The organism is Acidovorax sp. FJL06, from assembly GCF_003852545.1.
Taxonomy (GTDB): Bacteria; Pseudomonadota; Gammaproteobacteria; order Burkholderiales; family Burkholderiaceae_C; genus Acidovorax.
Map to the genome: position 1 here is coordinate 58,944 of NZ_QAJR01000004.1, position 16,621 is coordinate 75,564.

Here is a 16,621-nt window from a genome sequence, read left to right on the forward strand (position 1 = left end):
TTCTTTTTATCTGCCGCTTTCCTGACCGAGCTGTCCGCGTGAACAACCCCTCCGTGTCTACCCCCTTGCGCATCGCCGCCGCGCAGTCGCCATCCACTCCTGGGGACGTGGCGCGCAATGTGCAGACCCACCTGGCCTTTGTGCGGGTAGCGGCCAGCGAGGGCGTGCAGGTGCTGCTGTTCCCGGAGCTGTCGCTCACCGGCTACGAGCCCGCAGCGCTGGCCGTCAACGTGCTGAATGCCGACCATGCAGCGCTGGCCCCGCTGCGCCAGGCCGCGCGCGAGCAGGGCATGGCCATCGTGGTGGGCGGACCCGCCGCGCCGGTGCAGGCGGGCGCTTTGCCCGCCATCGGCGCCTGGGTGCTGGCGCCCGATGGCAGCGTGGCGCTGTACCGCAAGCGCCATTTGCACGCCAGTGAAGAGCGTTTTGCGAGCGCAGGCACCGACGACGCGCAGGTGCACCTGCTCGCGGGGGAGCCCACGGGCATGGCGGTCTGCGCGGACATCACCCACCCCGAACACGCCCGCGCGGCGCATGGCGCGGGCGCAGCGCTGTATGCGGCCGGGGCCTTGATCAGCCACCAGGGCTATGACCCCGAGTCGGCATTGCTGCAGGGCTACGCACGCGACCACGCCATGGCCGTGCTGCTGGCCAACTACAGCGGGCCCTCCGGCGGTTACGTCAGCGCCGGCCGCAGCGCGGTCTGGGAGCCCGGCGGCCGCTGCGTGGCGGCCGCCGAGGGCGATGCGCCCTGCATCGTCTGGGCGGCCCGGGGCGACAGCGGCTGGAGCGGCGGCGTGCTGACCGTGGACCTGCAGCTCGCCGCAGCATGAACCCCGCCCGCGCCCTGTATTCGGTGGTGACCTGGGGCGCTCAGCCCTTGCTGCGCCGCAAGCTGCGCCACCGCGCCAAGGCCGAGCCCGGCTATGGCCTCGCCATCGGCGAACGTTTTGGCCGCTATCCCACGCCCATCGACAGCCTGATGCCGCACAGCAGCTCCGATCCGCTGGGCCGCTTTGTGTGGATCCACGCGGTCTCGCTGGGCGAGACCCGGGCCGCCGCCATCCTGCTGGCCGCGCTGCGCGAGCAGTTGCCCGGCATGCGCCTGCTGCTCACGCACGGCACGGCCACGGGCCGGGCCGAGGGCGAGAAACTGCTGCTGCCCGGCGACGTGCAGGTGTGGCAGCCCTGGGACACGCCCGGTGCTGTGGCGCGGTTTCTGCGCAAGTTCCGCCCGGCCATCGGCATCCTGATGGAGACCGAGGTCTGGCCCAACCTGGTGGCCGGTTGCCGCCGACGTGGCGTGCCGCTGGTGCTGGCCAACGCGCGGCTCAACGCCAAATCCCTGCGCAACGCACAGCGCCTGGCCGCATTGGCACGCCCCGCCTACAGCAACCTGGCCGCCGTGTGGGCCCAGACCGAGGGCGATGCCCAGCGGCTGCGCGCCATCGGCGCGCGGGTAGCAGGCGTGTTCGGCAACCTCAAGTTCGACGTGGTGCCCGATGCCGGCCAGCTCGCGCTGGGCCGCAACTGGCGCGCACAGGCCCTGCGCCCCGTGGTCATGCTGGCCAGCAGCCGCGAGGGCGAAGAGGCACTGTGGCTGGAGAGCTTGACGCAAAAAACGGCTCCAGGGCAAATCCAGCAAGCGCAAACAGCTATCAATAGTGAAGCGCGCAGCAGCAGCGCCCTGAACAGCGTGCAATGGCTCATCGTGCCGCGCCACCCACAGCGTTTCGACGAGGTGCACCAGCAGCTGCTGCAGGCGGGCCTCACCGTGTCCCGCCGCAGCACCTGGACAGGCGTGCCCGAGGCCGCCGACGTGTGGCTGGGCGACTCGCTGGGCGAGATGGCGCTGTACTACGGCCTGGCCCATGTGGCCATGCTGGGCGGCAGCTTCGCCCCGCTGGGCGGCCAGAACCTCATCGAGGCCGCCGCCTGCGGCTGCCCCGTGGTGCTGGGCCCCCACACCTTCAACTTTGCCGAAGCGGCCGAACTGGCCTGCGCGGCCGGCGCAGCGCAGCGGGTGCCCGACATGGCCACCGGCATCGCCCAGGCCGTGGATTTGGCACGGAACCCAACAGCCCACGCGGCGGCCAGTGACCGCGCCACCCGTTTTTCCAGCGCCCACCGGGGTGCTGCGCAAGCCACGGCGCGGGCCGTTTTGGGCATGGTGGAATCTGATCGTTGATTTTTGGGAAGGGAGCGCGCGTTCCCTGGATTGATTCCGGGCACATAAAACCCGGAAGACCGTCCAAAGTAAAGCCGGGCTACGAAGGACCTGCCTTGTCAAAGCGCGGGCGGTCCTGGGCTCGCCTCAACGGGATTGGTGCAAGTTGCGAGAGTACCCACCTGTTTTTGAATCACCCGCTATTGAATCAAATTGATGGTGGATATCGCTCCTATCGTGCCGGTCAGCTTTACAAAGAAATCCGTATCGTCGAATTGGCTGGTGTTGCTGCCCGAATTCTGAAACAAATAGGTGCCGGCCGCCGTGCCCGTCTGGATGGTGATGAGGTAGGCCTGTCCGGTATTGTTCAGGACAATCGACAGCCCACTGCCAATGGTGGCCAGGTAATTGCCCGTGTCTGCATTGCCAATGATGAAGCTTCCAACGGAAGTTGCATTTACTCCGGTCTTGAAATAATCGGTGCCCGTGGCATTGAAATTCCCCACCGTGTCTATTTGGGTCCGGTTTGACATGTTCGAGCCCGTCTCGATCAGGGTTTCTGAGCCACTGCCACTGAACGGAAGGTTGATGGTGTCAGCGGCAGGGCTACCTGTGACGGTCGTGCTTGCGGAGCTGGAGCCAAACAAATTCAGTGTCTGACCGCCTGACCCCAAATTGATGGTGTTATCGCCTGTGGACTTGGTGTAGTTCAGGGTTGCACCAGCACCATTGATGTTGGTAAAACTCGCCGTTCCGACGCTGCCCGCAACACTGACGATCTGTATGTTGCTGATGACCTTGGTGCTGAGGTCTATCGACTGTGTCGCGGTCGCGCCAATGTTCAGTATGTTGGTGCCGCCGCCGCCGCCATCAATCGAGGTCAGGAAGTTGATGATCTGGTTTGCTGTGAAATTAAACACGTCAACGCCCGAACCACCCACCACCGTCACGGGCACATCAGCCGAGGTGAAGTTGTTCGTTCCGTTGGCCAGGTTGTAGTTCTCGATGTTTGGCAGCGCGGTGAAGGTGCCTGAGGATGCCAGATTGATGGTTTCCGTGCCTGCGGCGGTGATTGTGCCTATGAACTGCGACAACTGGCCTGGTGCCATAGTGACCGTCGCGTTGCTGGCAACCACGAGGTTCTCGAAGCCCGACACACTTGCTCCGGCGATATTGGTGCCGTTGAACAGATACAGCGTGTCATTGCCACCAGAGCCCGACGTGTAGCTGCCCGTGTAGGTCTTGTTTTCCATTTTCAGGCTGTTGCTGCCCGTGCCCAGGTTGACTGTGCCAGCCAGAAACGTGTTGCCTGTGTTGGCAAGATCGACCACGTCGTTACCGGTGCCCCCAACGACCGTGGTGACGCCTGAAGTTGCGTTGGCAAACGTGATGGTATTGGAGCCATTGGCAAGATTCAGCACTTTGATGTTCGAGAGCGTGCCGCCGGTGGTGCCATTGTTGAGGTTCACGCTTCCGGCCGTGGTGAAGGTCATTGCATCGGTGTCGGCCGCATTGCCATTGAAGGTCGAGCCGTTCAGGCCGGCGATGGGGCCTGTGAACACATCACCGGCCCCCGAGGTTCCGTTGTAGGTGTTGCCTGCTGAAAAGATGGACGTTGCACATGCCAGCGTGACATTGGTGACGTTGGCGCCGCCCATCGTTCCGCTGCCGTTGGCCACGGTACAGGTCTGGTTCAGAGGCTGGGTCTTGATCGTGACAGTGTACGGAGAGCCGAATGCCACAGAGGTGGGGAATGCGAAAGAGCCGTTGGCAGTGATTGCCCACAAATCAACGCCGTTGTTGAGCAGCTCCAGGGTGCCCACAAGACTAGAAACCGTGCCCCCCACTTTGTAGGCGTTGGTTGCGCACACCACGGCCACGTCGCTCACGGGGCCTCCCATGGCCCCGGTACCACGGCTGACCGAGCAGGTCTGGCCAATTGGCTGGGTGCGGACGGTGACTGCATACCCGGCGCCGTAGGCCACGGGAACAGGGAAGATAAAGCGTCCATTGGCGTTGATTGCCAACAAGTCAGCACCGTTGTTGACCAGTTCCAACGCGCCGGTCAGTCCGGCGACCGTGCCTCCGACCTGGTACGCATCCGTGGAGCACATGACAATCAACTTTTCCACAGGGCTGGTGCCCACTACGCCGCTGCCATTGCTCACCGAGCAAGTCTGGCCGGCCGGCTGGGTATCCACGGTCACCGTGTAGACACTGCCTGCACTGAGCATCGTAGGGAACACGAAAAATCCGTCGCTCGCAACCGTCACTGTCTCTCCGCCGTTGATCCTGAGCACCACGGTGCCGGCCAACCAACTGATCGAGCCACTGATCTTCTGGCTCGTGGGCGAGATGGCGAAACTGCGCGTCCAGATCGCCGTGTTGGCCAGCGTCGCGTTCTCGAGCGTGACTTTGGCGGGATCCACCGTGAGCGTGAGCGTCTGGCCGCCCTCACAGTTGCCGCCGCTCAAGCGCACCGTGACCACCATGCGCGCAGTATCGACTGAGATGACAGGAGCAGGCGCCTGGGTGCAAGTGCCACCTACCACGAGGAAATCCGCTGCAACGTTGACGACGCGAGCGCTGTATGTCGCCATGATCTGCGCCGGCCGCGTAGCGTCTTGGGCATCGTGGGTAATCTGGACGCTTGCCCCTTGCAGCGAGGGATCCAGTTGCAATTCTGCGGAACCGCCCCCGCCGCAGGCACTGAGTACGATGAGGCAGCCCAACAGGGCCAACTGTGTGAACCGTTTCCAGCCGAAAACCATGGGTGTTCCTTGCGATAAAAATGACAATGCGCGCGAGCTCGGGGACTGCAATGTGCGTCATATTGTGTCAGACGCCTGAGCGTCGCCTGAGTCGCAACAGTTGCTCTCGCCAAGACCTGGCACCGCTGATTGCGGATGTGCGGCAGGGCAGTTACATGGCGATTCATCCAAGTTCTAGGCACAAAGCAAGCTGCAACCGCTACCATGGAGTGAAACAACTGTATCAGGCGGTGTCCGGTGGTTCCTGTACATGATCTGGGCGTTGCGGCACTGGCGATCCTGGGCTTGGCCTTCCTGATCGGCTGGAACAGTGCGCGGCTGAACCAGGCCACGCTGTTGTGGGGCATCGCCCACCTGGCCCTGGCAGGGGCCACCTTGACGGGTTACCGGTACCGGCTTTACCCGGAGATGCAGTGGCTGGGGGCGGTGGCCACGCTGCTCACGGGTTTTTTCCTGGCCAGCCTGTATGCGGGCACCAATTTTCTGCGGGGGCGCATCATCGGTCCGGGCGTCTTGGTGGCGCGCAGCCTGGGCCTGGCTTTTCTGATCGCCGTGGTGGGGGTTGGGGGGGACAAGTCTGCCGGCAGCATTCTGGTTTTGGGCCTGATGATGCTGGCCTATGGGGCCTCGGCCGTCTTGTGCCAACGCATGGGCTACCGGCTCCTGGCGGCGGCCTTTGCGCTCAAGACGGGGACTTGCCTGCTCTATTTTCTGGAGCCCGCCACCATCGGCACGCCGTTCCAGAACCCGGTCATCTCGGCGGTGGGCTGGGCTGCCAGCCTGTTGCTGGGCCTGGTGCTGGTCGATGCGGCGATTGCGCAGACGCGCCAGCGGCTGTCCAGCGTGATCAAGCACCTGCCCGATGCGCTGGTGGCCCGCAGGCTCGACGGCAAGATCCTGTTTTGCAACGAGCGGTTTGCGCAGCTGGCGGGCAATGCCTCCCCCGAGGAACTGGTGGGCCGGCAGGTGCCGCTGCTGGCGCGCGAGCAGGAGGAGGCCGAAGCGATGTTCCGCAAGGTCAACGCCATGGTGCAGTCCGGCCCGATGGAGGAGCCCATGCGCCTGGAGCGCGCCATCACGCCCGCGCAGGGCGAGCCTTTTCCGGCCGAGATCATCTTTTCAAGCTACATGGACCTGGGCTACCCAGTCATCCTGGGCCTGATCCGCGACCTGAGCGAGCGCAAGAAGGGCGAGGAGGAGCGCCTGCACCAGGCCAACACCGACCAGCTGACCGGCCTGCCCAACCGCCACTTCCTGGAGCAACAGCTCGATGCGGTGCTCTGGATCGCGCAGCGCCAGCACACCCAGTGCGCCGTGCTGCTGATCGACCTGGACCACTTCAAGAAAGTCAACGATACGCTGGGCCATGCCTTTGGCGATGAACTCCTGCGCGACATCGCCCAGGCCTTGCAGGAGCAGAAGAAGCCGAGCGACTTGCTGGCGCGCCTGAGCGGAGACGAGTTTGCGCTGGTGATGGCCGGGCTGCCGTCGCTCATGAGCATTCTGGAGGTGGAGGCCCGGGCCCTGGCGGTGCTGCAGCTCATCCGGCGCCAGTTCCGCTCGGACGGCATGGACTACCAGATCGAGGCCACGATCGGCGTCGCATTCTCGGGCCGGGAAGGGCTCACGGCCGCGGTGCTGCTGCAGCATGCCGAGGTGGCGATGTACGAGTCCAAGGCGCGGGGGCGGGGGGGCTGGTGCTTCTTCGAGTCGGACATGGACGAGCGCCTGGCCGAATCCCTGCGCCTGGAGTCGGCCCTGCGCCAGGCCGTGCCCCGGCAAGAGCTGCGGCTGCACTACCAGCCCATCTACTGCTGCGACACCGGCCGCATGGCCAAGGCCGAGGCGCTGGTGCGCTGGGAGAGCCCGCAGCTGGGCTGGGTGCCGCCCGGGCGTTTCATTCCGGTGGCCGAGGAGACCTCGCTCATCCTGGAGGTGGGCGAATGGATCCTGGAAGAGGCCATCCGCCAGGCGGCGCAGTGGCGTGCCCAGGGGCTGGCACCGGTGGTGAGCATCAATGTGTCGGTGCGGCAATTCACCCAGCTGGGTTTTGAGGGCCAGGTGTTTGCCCTGCTGGAGCGCTATGGCCTGCCGCCCTCGGGCATTGAGCTGGAATTGACCGAAACCCTGCTGGCCAGCGACCAGGAAGACCTGCCGGCCCTGCTGCACCGCCTGCACGACGCGGGGGTGGGGCTGTCGCTGGACGACTTCGGCACAGGCTATTCGTCGCTGAGCTACCTGTCGCGCTTTAGCCTCAACACGGTCAAGATCGATCGCAGCTTTGTGATGGAACTGGAAGAAAGCAGCCGCAACCACTCGCTGGTGCGCGCCATCATCTCCATGGCGCACAGCCTGCACCTCAAGGTGGTGGCCGAGGGGGTGGAAACCTGGCGCCAGTACGAGATTCTCAAGGCCGAGGGCTGCGACTTCCTGCAGGGCTACCTGCTGGGGCGGCCCATGGCCGCCGAGCAGTTGCGCGCGCACCCGCAGCAGCTGGCCGGGGAGGAGCGCAACATCCCCGACGCGGTCATTTGACCAGCAGCGCGTTCACGGCCTCGATGTCCTGCTGCGCCAGCGTGCCGGCCGCCTGGCGCAGCTTGAGCGTGCCCAGCAGCACGTTGTAGCGGGCCTGGGCCAGGTCGCGCTTGGTCTGGAACAGCTGGCTTTGGGCGTTGAGCACGTCGATGTTGATGCGCACCCCCACCTGGTAGCCGAGCTTGTTGGCATCGAGCGCGCTTTGGCTGGAAGCCTCGGCCGCTTCGAGGGCCTGCACCTGGCCCTGGCCCGACTGCACGCCGAAGAAGGCGGCGCGGGTGGCCTGGGCCACGGTGCGGCGGGCGGTTTCCAGGTCGGCCGTGGCTTTTTCTTCCAGGGCCAGGGTTTCCTTGACGCGGTTTTGCACGGCAAAGCCGGCAAACAGCGGCAGGTTCAATGCCACGCCCACACTGGCGGCGTTGCTGCGGGCCGTGACGCCGGGCGAGCTGATGGTGCCGTGCAGGTTGCGCGTGATGTTGTAGCCGGCCTGCAGGTCCACCGTGGGCAGGTGGCCGGTTTCGGCCTTCTTGGTTTCCAGGCGGGCGATGTCCAGCGCAATGGCGGCCTGGCGCACGGCGGGCTGCTGGTCGCGCGCGGTGTCCACCCAGGTGGCCACGTTGTCGGGTTGCACGGCCGGTAAGGGCAGGGGCAGGGCCAGCGGGCGGGGTTTGGTGCCGGTGATGCCCACCAGCTGGTCCAGTGCCAGGCGCTTCACGCGCAGGTCGTTCTCGGCCGCGATCTCCTGGGCAACCACCAGGTCGTAGCGGGCCTGGGCCTCGCGCGAATCCGTCACCGTGGTGGTGCCCACCTCGAAGTTGCGCTTGGCCGAGGCCAGTTGCTCGGACACGGCGGCTTTCTGGGCCTGCACGAAGGTCAGGGTGTCCTGCGCGGCCAGCACGTCGAAATAGGCCTGGCTCACGCGCACCAGCAGGTCCTGGGTGGCCGCGTCGAGCTGGGCCTGGGCCACGTCCACGCCGCGCTGGCCCTGCTCCAGGTTGATGCGGTTGGCCGGGCGGTACAGCGGCTGCGAGGCGTTCACGCCCACCGTCTGGGCCGTGCCGGTGTTCTCGATCTTGGGCTTGCTCAGCTCCACGTTGGAGCGGGTGACGCCGCTGGTCAGCGCTGCGGTAGGCAGCAGGCCTGCGCGGGCCTGGTCGGCCTTGCGGCCCGCGGCATCGAGCTGGGCGCGGGCAGACTGCCAGGCCGTGTCGTAGGTGCGGGCCGATTCCACCAGCTCCAGCAGGCTCTGGGCCTGCGCCGGGGCAGTAAGCGCCGCACCCATTGCCAGGGACAGAAGGGACAGGGAAAGAGGCCGGAACGGTGTCATGAAGGTCCTTCGGAAGAGTCTGCGGTTCGATGGAGGAAGCGAGCAAGCAAGCGGGGCGGTCGTGGGCCGGGCAAGGGATGGGCGTCACCCCACCTCAGTAACGGGGCACGGCAGGGTCGTTTTCATGCGACCAGGCCTCGATGCCGCCGGTGATGTTGGCCAACTTGTCAAAACCGTTGTGCTGCAAAAACGCGGCCACCCGCAGGCTGCGTGCACCGTGGTGGCACAGGCAGGCAATGGGGCGTTGTGCTTGGCGGGCTGGTTCCAGCTCGGCCAGCCGCGCGGGCAATTCACCCATGGGGATGGCCACCAGCTCAAAACCTTCCGCGCGCACGCTGGCGGTTTGCAGCTCCCAGGGTTCGCGCACGTCCAGCACCAGGGGCTGGCTGCCTTCGGGTGCCGTGGCAAACCAGGCAGACAGCTGGGCAGGGCGGACGTGATCGATCATGCAGAACTCCGAAGGACGGTAATCAGAACGTGAAGCCGGAGGGCTCGGGGAAGTTCACCAGGCGGGGCGCAGTGGTGTCCCAGGGGGCCGTGGTTTCAAAGCGGTCGCCGGTGCGGCGGGTCAGGGTGAAGCGCATCACGGGCTCGCCGCCCACGATGGCGCCCAGGCGGCCGCCGTCGCGCAGCAGGGCTAGCAGGGCGCTGGGCACTTCGGCCACCGAGCCGCTGAGCACGATCACGTCGAACGGGCCGTCCGGGATGGCATCGCGGGCTCCGTCACCCTGGCGCACGTCGGCGTTCTGGATGCCGGCATCGCGCAGGTTCTCACGGGCCATTTCGGCCAGCTCGGGGTTGATTTCGAGCGATACCACGCGCTCGGCGCGGTGGGCCAGCAGCGCCGCCATGTAGCCGGAGCCAGCGCCGATTTCGAGCACGCGGTCGGTGGGCTTGATTTGCAGGTCTTGCAGCACGCGGGCTTCCACGCGCGGCTGCAGCATGCTGTGGCCCAGGCGCACGGCCTCTTCGGCGTCGTCGCCCAGCAGGGGCACTTCAATGTCCATGAACGCCAGGCTGCGGTAGGCCGGGGGCACGAAGTCCTCGCGGCGCACCACGGCCAGCAGGTCCAGCACGTCGGCGTCGAGCACGTTCCAGGGGCGGATCTGCTGCTCGATCATGTTGTAGCGGGCCTGGGCGACGGGGTCGCTGATGTTGGCGGACGTGTTCAGGGGCATGTTCATGGAATTTCTCCGTGGGAGGCGGGTGCCGGGATGTTCAGGACAAACCCTTGATTTTAGGCGCTGGCGGGGTGCGCCCCATCTTTCGCAGTGCCCATTGCGCCAGATCATCCATGTAGCAATACACCACTGGCACCACCACCAGTGTGAGCAGCGACGAGGTGATCACCCCGCCGATCACCGCCTGGCCCATGGGCGCGCGCTGCTCGGAGCCCTCGGACAACGCAAAGGCCAGCGGCACCATGCCAAAGATCATGGCCAGCGTGGTCATGAGGATGGGGCGCAGCCGCACGCGGGCCGCCAGCAGCAGGGCCTCGGCGCGCGGCAGGCCGGGCACGGTGTGGCCTTCGTCATTCACATGCTCGTCCCGGGCGCGGATGGCAAAGTCCACCAGCAGGATGGCGTTTTTGGTGACCAGGCCCATCAGCATCACCACGCCGATGATGGAGAACATCGACAGCGTGGAGCGGAACATCATCAGCGCCAGCACCACGCCAATGAGCGTGAGCGGCAGCGAGGTCATCAGCGCCAGCGGCTGCAGGAAGCTCTTGAACTGGCTCGCCAGGATCATGTAGATGAAGATGATCGCCATGGCCAGGGCCGAGATGGCGTAGCCGAACGATTCGGCCATGTTCTTGGTGGAGCCGCCGAACTGGTAGCGGTAGCCGGGCGGAAAGCTCACGCTCTCCAGCGCCTTCTTGATGTCGCCTGACACCTCGCCGGCCGAGCGCTGGGCCACGTTGGCATTCACGGCCACTTCGCGGGTCAGGTCGCGCCGGTTGATCTGGTTGGCACCGGTGGATTCGGTCACGCGGGCCACCTGGTTCAGGCGCACGATGCGGGTGCTGCCGTCGGCGGCCGCCAGGGCGAAGGGCAGGCGTTCCAGGTCGGCCGGGGCGGTGCGGGCCTCGGGGGCCAGGCGCACGTTCACGTCGTAGGTCTGGTCGTCCGGGGCACGCCAGTTGCCCACCGTGGTGCCCGCCACCAGCGTGCGCAGCGAGGTGGCCATGGGCGCCACCGACAGGCCCAGGTCCGAGGCCACGTCGCGCTTGACTTCGAGCGCGATCACCGGCTTGTTGGGCTTGGCGCTCGTGTCCAGGTCCACCAGGCCAGGGATGTCTCGGATTTTTTCGGTGACGACCTTGGTCAGGCGCTCCAGCTCCTGCAGGTCGGGCCCCTGCAGAGAGAATTCCACCTGCTTGTTGCCGCCCACGGCGTCCAGCAGGCCCACGTGCGTGACGGTAATGCCCGGCACGCTTTTGAGGCGCTCGCGCAGCACGTCCGACATCTGGTCCACGCTGCGGCTGCGGTCCTTGCGGTCCACCAGGCGCACGTAGATGCTGGCGTACATCTTGCCCTGCGCGCTGCCGGTGTTGATGGTGGCCAGTGTGTAGCGCACCTCGGGCATCTCGCGCAGGATGCCTTCCACCTGCTTGGCCTTGGCCTCGGTGGCTTCGAGCGACGAACCCACGGGGGTGTAGAAGTTGAGGCTGGTTTCAGAAAAGTCGGCCTTGGGCACGAACTCGGTGCCCAGCAGCGGCACCATGAAGACGCTGAGCACGAAGATGCCCACTGCAATCAGCATGGTGGCCAGCTTGTGCACCAGCGACCAGCGCAGGATGTGCTGGTAGGCCTCGGCCATGGCGTCGGTGGCGCGGTCGAACCAGCCCGTGACGCGGCCGATGGTCTTGTCGTAGAAGGTGACAGGCTCGGTCTTCTGGCCGTGCGCATGGATGCTCGGGTCGTGCCAGATGCTGGACATCATGGGGTCGAGCGTGAAGCTCACGAACATCGAGATCATCACCGCCGCAACAATGGTGATGCCGAATTCGTGGAAGAACTTGCCGATGATGCCGCCCATGAAGCCAATGGGCATGAACACCGCCACGATGGAGAGCGTGGTGGCCAGCACTGCCAGGCCGATCTCCTGCGTGCCATCCATGGCCGCGTCATACGCGCCCTTGCCCATCTGCACATGGCGCACGATGTTCTCGCGCACCACGATGGCGTCGTCGATCAGCAGGCCCACGCACAGGCTCAAAGCCATCAGCGTGATCATGTTGATGGTGAAGCCGAACATGTTCATGAACAAAAACGTGCCGATCAGCGCAATCGGCAGCGTCAGCCCCGTGATGACGGTGGAGCGCCAGGAGTTCAGGAACAGGAACACGATCAGCACCGTGAGCACGGCGCCTTCGATCAGCGTCTGGCGCACGTTGTTTACCGCCACGCGGATGGGGCGGGAGCTGTCGCCAATGCTCTCCAGCCGCACGCCCGGGGGCAGCTGGTTCTTGAGTTCGGCCACGGCCGCGTTCAGGCCATCCACCACCTCGATGGTGTTCTCGCCCTGCGACTTCTGCACCGACAAGAGCAGCGTGCGCTGGCCGTTGTAGAGCGCCAGGCTTTCCACTTCCTGCGCGCCGTCGTTCACGCGGGCCACCTGGTCCAGGCGCACGGGGGCGCCGTTCTTGCGGGCCACGATGATCCGGCCGAAGTCCTCGGGGCGCTCCATGCGCGCGTCGATCTGCACCACGCGCTCTTGGGCGAGCGAGCGGATCGCGCCCACGGGCAGGTCCTGGTTTTCGCTGCGCACCGCACTGGCCACCTGGTCGGGCGTCACGCCAAAGGCTTCGAGCGCCTGCGGGTTCAGGTAGATGTTGATTTCGCGCTTGGTGGCGCCCACCAGGTTCACGGCGCCCACGCCGCGCACGTTCTCCAGGCGCTTTTTCAGCACCTGTTCAGACCAGGTGGTCAGCTCCACCGCGCTGCGGTTGGATGCTTCATCGGGCAGCACGGCCAGCGACCACACGGGCCGGCTGGCAGGGTCGAAGCGCAGCACGCGCGGTTCCTTGACCTCGGTGCGCAGGTTGGGGCGCACGGTGGCCACCTTCTCGCGCACGTCCTCGGCGGCCTTGCGGCCGTCGATGTGCAACTGGAACTCGATGATGACGACGGCCGTGCCTTCATAGCTGCGCGAGGTGAGGGCGTTGATACCGGCAATCGAGTTGACGCCTTCCTCGATCTTCTTGGTGACTTCGCTCTCCACGATCTCGGGCGAGGCACCGGGGTAATCCACGGTGACCACGACCACGGGGAAGTCGATGTTCGGAAACTGATCGACCTTGAGGCGCTGGTATGAAAACAGGCCCAGCACGACGATGGCGAGCATCACCATCGTGGCGAACACGGGGTTTTTGAGGCTGACTTTGGTGAACCACATGGCGGGGCGGGGTGCTCAGGGGGCCGCGCGGGAGGCGGCGGGTGCAGCGGCAGCCGCCGTGGTGGAACCGGCGATCGACACCGCCGTGCCCTCGCGCAGCTGGCCGATGCGGCCGGCAACCACAGGGGTACCTGCGGGCACGCCCTCCACCGCCACCAGGGTCTGGCCGTTGACCACGGCGCGCGTGCCGGTCTTGACTTCGGCGTAGGCCACGCGGCCGTCTTTCAGCGTCTGGAGGTAGGGCGCGGGCTTGTCGGTGCGCACGGCATCCAGCGGCACGGCCAACACGTCGGCGCGACCGGTGTCGAGCATGCCCTGCACAAACAGGCCCTGGCGCAGGAGCGCGCCGCCACCGGCGGGAGCCTGCTCCACGCGCAGGTACACCGGCACCGTGCGGCTGCCCGCCTGGGCGCTGGGGTTGATGCGCACCACGGTGGCCTGGACGGGGGTTGGCACGCCTTCGATGGACAGCTGCGCCTTCTGGCCCACGCGCACGGCCACGGAGTCGGCCGGGGTCAACAACGCCTCCAGCTCCAGGCGCGACAGGTCCACCACTTCGATGATGCGGGCGTCCACCGCCACACGTTCGCCCGGCTGGGCCAGCCGCTGCGCCACCTGGCCGTTGATGGGGCTTTTGAGCACGGTGTCCTCCAGCGCCTTGCGGGCCACATCAGCGGCCGAGACAGCGGCCTGGTAGCTCGATTGCGCGGCCTCCAGGCTGGCCTGGGACGTGACCAGCGCGGTGGACGAGATAAAGCCCTGGTCCACCAGCGCGCGGTTGTTGGTGTACTGGCGCTGGTTGATGTCCACCTGGGATTTGGCGGCATCGGCCTGTTGCTGCGCCTGGCGCAGGCGGGCGCGGGCCTCGGTGGGGTCGATGCGCGCCACCTCCTGGCCCACCTTCACGCTGTCGCCTTCGCGCACCGTGAGGCCCTGCAGTTCGCCGCCCACGCGGGCCTTGACCATGGCCGAGTCCACCGCCCGCAAGGCGCCAGACACCGGCACCCCCAGCGGCAGGTTGAGCGGCTGCACGGGCAGGACTTCGTCGGCCCCCAGTTGCAATGGTGCGGCAGCGCGCTGCGCGGTGGCTTCGGCCAGCGCTTTTTGCTGCGCCTGCCGCGCGGCCATGGCACGCCAGACCCCGCTGCCCAACAACACAACGGCGACGGCTGCAGCCATCCAGGGAATCCAGCGTTTCATGATCAGAGAGGGGTTGAGGAAGGGAGGGGGGAAGGGGCGGGCGGTGTAGCGCCGGGCCGCACGCACAGCCCATGCAGGATGTTGTCGGCCTGGATCTCGATGTACTGCTCGGGCGTCATGCCCAGCGCATCGGGCACGCAGGCGCCGATGGAATGCTTCCACAGCATCAGGAAAATCATGGGTGCCAGCACCAGGTACACGGCGTAGTCCAGGTTCACGGGCCGGAACTCGCCCCGCGCCACGCCCCGCTCCAGAATGCGCCGGATCAGCGCCTGGCCCGGCAGGATCACTTCCTGCTGGTAGAACTGGACGATCTCGGGGAAATTCTGCGCCTCGCTGAGCATCAGCTTGGTGATGCCCGACGCCTTGGTGCAGCCAATGCGCTCCCACCAAACCTGGTAGCAATAGCGCAGCACCTCGCTGGTGGTGCCGGCAAAGTTCTCCAGCTCGTCGTTCCACTCTGCAAACCGGCCGGCGATGTTCTCGCGCACCACGGCCTTGAACAGCTCTTCCTTGCTGGGGAAGTACAAAAACAGCGTGCCCTTGGACACCCCGGCCCGCGCGGCCACTTCGTCCACGCGCGTGGCGGCAAACCCCTTTTCGACAAACAGGTCGAGCGCGGCCTCCAGCAGCTCGCCGGGGCGGGCTTCCTTGCGGCGCTCGCGCTTGGTGCCAGCGGCTGCAGACGGCGGAATGAAGGGGGTGGGGGACAAGGTGTTTTAGTTAATGACTGACCGGTTAGTAATGTAGCAAGCGCAAGATGGGGCGTCAATTCATAATCCAAGGCTCTGTCTCCGTTTGAACCCGAGGACCCCATGACTTTGCAAACCATCACCCTGGGCGGCGGCTGCTTCTGGTGCACCGAAGCCGTGTTCGACCGCGTGCGCGGCATCACCGACGTGGAAAGCGGCTACACCAACGGCCACACGCTGAACCCCAGCTACGAACAGATCTGCCAGGGCGACACGGGCCACGCCGAGGTGGTGCGCCTGGCCTTTGATGCCGACGAGATCAGCCTGGAGGAGATCCTGGAGATCTTCTTTCACACCCACGACCCGACCACCTTGAACCGCCAGGGCAACGACGTGGGCACGCAGTACCGCAGCGGCATCTATTACGAAGACCCCGAGCACGGCCAGATCGCCAGTGACATGGTCCGCCAGATGTCGCAAGACCAGCTGTTTGGCGCGCCCATCACCACCGAGGTGAAGCCGCTGACCAACTACAGCGCGGCCGAGGCCTACCACCAGGATTACTTTGCGAACAACCCCAACGCGGGGTATTGCGCGTTTGTGGTGGGGCCGAAGGTGGAGAAGTTCAGGAAGACGTTTGCCAAATATCTGAAGGGGTGAGGCGCCGCCCTGGGCCAGTTTGATGGCGGTTGAGACCCTGGGGCGGGTCCCGCAAGCTCATGGAGGAGGCAATTGCTTGGTCACGCCCTGTTTTTCTAGCATCGCCACCAAGTCTTCGCGCCTTGACGAGGCGGGCGAGAGTCTCTGGTCAGGCACATAGGCATACAGATTGTTGGACAACTCGATTTCAACGAACCGCCTGGCCAAGCGGAAAGAACGAACGGAAGCCCAGGGCGCAAACGATTCGATTCCGGCATCGAACTCGCGCAGCCCTTCATCGGAAACCTCCAGTCGTATGGTCCGCGGCGGATGGCTGCGAAACGATGAGCGCATCCCGAACAATGCTTTGCGCAGAAGGCCAAACTGAGCGCAAAACGACGGAATTCTCCAGGCGAGGACTATCAAGACTGCGATCAGAAGCGGCCAAAGTTGGTACCGGAGTGAAACCAGCGCTACATAGACAAGGGTCAACGCGATGCCCCATTCCTTCGCCTGGTGTTTACGCCCCTGGACTGCGATGTGATGCAGTCCACGGCCAAATCGAAACTGCTGGCTATGAAATCGCCAGTCTTGGACATATTCGTAAAGAAGCGGAAGTTTCATAGGTGCAGGAACAAGAGGTGGGCATGCCGAATGGCTGGCCCAATCCGGCTACAGATCACAGATCTTCACTATATCGATCAGTGATGGTGCTGGGGCCGCCGATGTGGGGGCTTTCTATCCTCTGGGGACTCAGCCATGGCAAGGTCTGGTGGTGCGAAGGCATAATGCAACCCGATTGCGTTACAAGCCTCACCCGCCCACCACGCCCCCCCATGCCCAACACAGCCCCTTCATCCCCCCACCACCCGCCCCGGTCCCTCCCTCC

Annotated in this window: 12 protein-coding genes; 4 read left to right on the forward strand and 8 right to left on the reverse strand. The window is 65.4% G+C overall.

Translation table 11 applies throughout. The features are described from left to right. Nucleotides 1-38 precede the first annotated feature (38 nt). Both DBV10_RS03210 and DBV10_RS03215 read left to right on the forward strand, forming a co-directional pair. Complete coding sequence (locus DBV10_RS03210; protein ID WP_233589788.1) at nt 39-833, forward strand: carbon-nitrogen hydrolase family protein; 795 nt, start codon at nt 39-41, stop codon at nt 831-833. Next, nucleotides 830-2,188, forward strand: coding sequence for a 3-deoxy-D-manno-octulosonic acid transferase (locus DBV10_RS03215; protein WP_124510579.1), 1,359 nt, complete (start codon nt 830-832; stop codon nt 2,186-2,188). Before DBV10_RS03210 ends, DBV10_RS03215 begins: the two co-directional genes overlap by 4 nt. A gap of 179 nt (nt 2,189-2,367) precedes the next feature. Here the strand turns inward: DBV10_RS03215 and DBV10_RS03220 are convergent, their stop codons facing one another. Next, nucleotides 2,368-4,938: a hypothetical protein gene (locus tag DBV10_RS03220; protein ID WP_124510581.1), complete on the reverse strand. Its 2,571-nt coding sequence runs from the start codon at nt 4,936-4,938 to the stop codon at nt 2,368-2,370. 237 nt (nt 4,939-5,175) lie between these two features. Between DBV10_RS03220 and DBV10_RS03225 the strand changes: the two genes are divergently transcribed. Continuing rightward, nucleotides 5,176-7,473, forward strand: coding sequence for a bifunctional diguanylate cyclase/phosphodiesterase (locus DBV10_RS03225; protein WP_124510583.1), 2,298 nt, complete (start codon nt 5,176-5,178; stop codon nt 7,471-7,473). Here the strand turns inward: DBV10_RS03225 and DBV10_RS03230 are convergent. The 6 genes from DBV10_RS03230 to DBV10_RS03255 form a co-directional block, all read right to left on the reverse strand. Continuing rightward, nucleotides 7,466-8,800 carry a TolC family outer membrane protein gene (locus DBV10_RS03230; RefSeq protein ID WP_124510585.1) on the reverse strand — a complete coding sequence of 445 codons (1,335 nt, stop codon included), beginning with the start codon at nt 8,798-8,800 and terminating at the stop codon, nt 7,466-7,468. The two genes, DBV10_RS03225 and DBV10_RS03230, sit on opposite strands and share 8 nt — an antisense overlap. Before the next feature lie 94 nt (nt 8,801-8,894). After that, entirely contained in the window at nt 8,895-9,248 is a 354-nt protein-coding gene (locus DBV10_RS03235; RefSeq protein WP_124510587.1) for a rhodanese-like domain-containing protein, read from the reverse strand. Between the two features lie 22 nt (nt 9,249-9,270). Further along, nucleotides 9,271-9,984 carry a protein-L-isoaspartate O-methyltransferase gene (locus tag DBV10_RS03240; RefSeq protein WP_124510589.1) on the reverse strand — a complete coding sequence of 238 codons (714 nt, stop codon included), beginning with the start codon at nt 9,982-9,984 and terminating at the stop codon, nt 9,271-9,273. Nucleotides 9,985-10,018: 34 nt separating this feature from the next. Beyond that, entirely contained in the window at nt 10,019-13,201 is a 3,183-nt protein-coding gene (locus DBV10_RS03245) for an efflux RND transporter permease subunit (RefSeq protein ID WP_124510591.1), read from the reverse strand. A gap of 15 nt (nt 13,202-13,216) precedes the next feature. After that, nucleotides 13,217-14,401, reverse strand: a complete 1,185-nt coding sequence (locus DBV10_RS03250) for an efflux RND transporter periplasmic adaptor subunit (protein ID WP_124510593.1) — start codon at nt 14,399-14,401, stop codon at nt 13,217-13,219. Between the two features lie 2 nt (nt 14,402-14,403). After that, the gene (locus tag DBV10_RS03255) at nt 14,404-15,114 is read right to left on the reverse strand and encodes a TetR/AcrR family transcriptional regulator (RefSeq protein ID WP_124510595.1); all 711 of its coding nucleotides are present in this window, start codon (nt 15,112-15,114) and stop codon (nt 14,404-14,406) included. Nucleotides 15,115-15,216: 102 nt separating this feature from the next. On the opposite strand from DBV10_RS03255, the gene msrA reads away from it, so the two are divergent. Beyond that, nucleotides 15,217-15,753 (forward strand): peptide-methionine (S)-S-oxide reductase MsrA, encoded by a 537-nt coding sequence (gene msrA, locus DBV10_RS03260; RefSeq protein ID WP_124510597.1) that lies wholly within the window; start codon nt 15,217-15,219, stop codon nt 15,751-15,753. A gap of 57 nt (nt 15,754-15,810) precedes the next feature. On the opposite strand, the gene DBV10_RS03265 is transcribed toward msrA, so the two are convergent. After that, a complete protein-coding gene (locus DBV10_RS03265) occupies nt 15,811-16,356 on the reverse strand; it encodes a hypothetical protein (RefSeq protein ID WP_124510599.1) in 546 nt (181 codons plus the stop codon). Nucleotides 16,357-16,621: the final 265 nt, after the last annotated feature.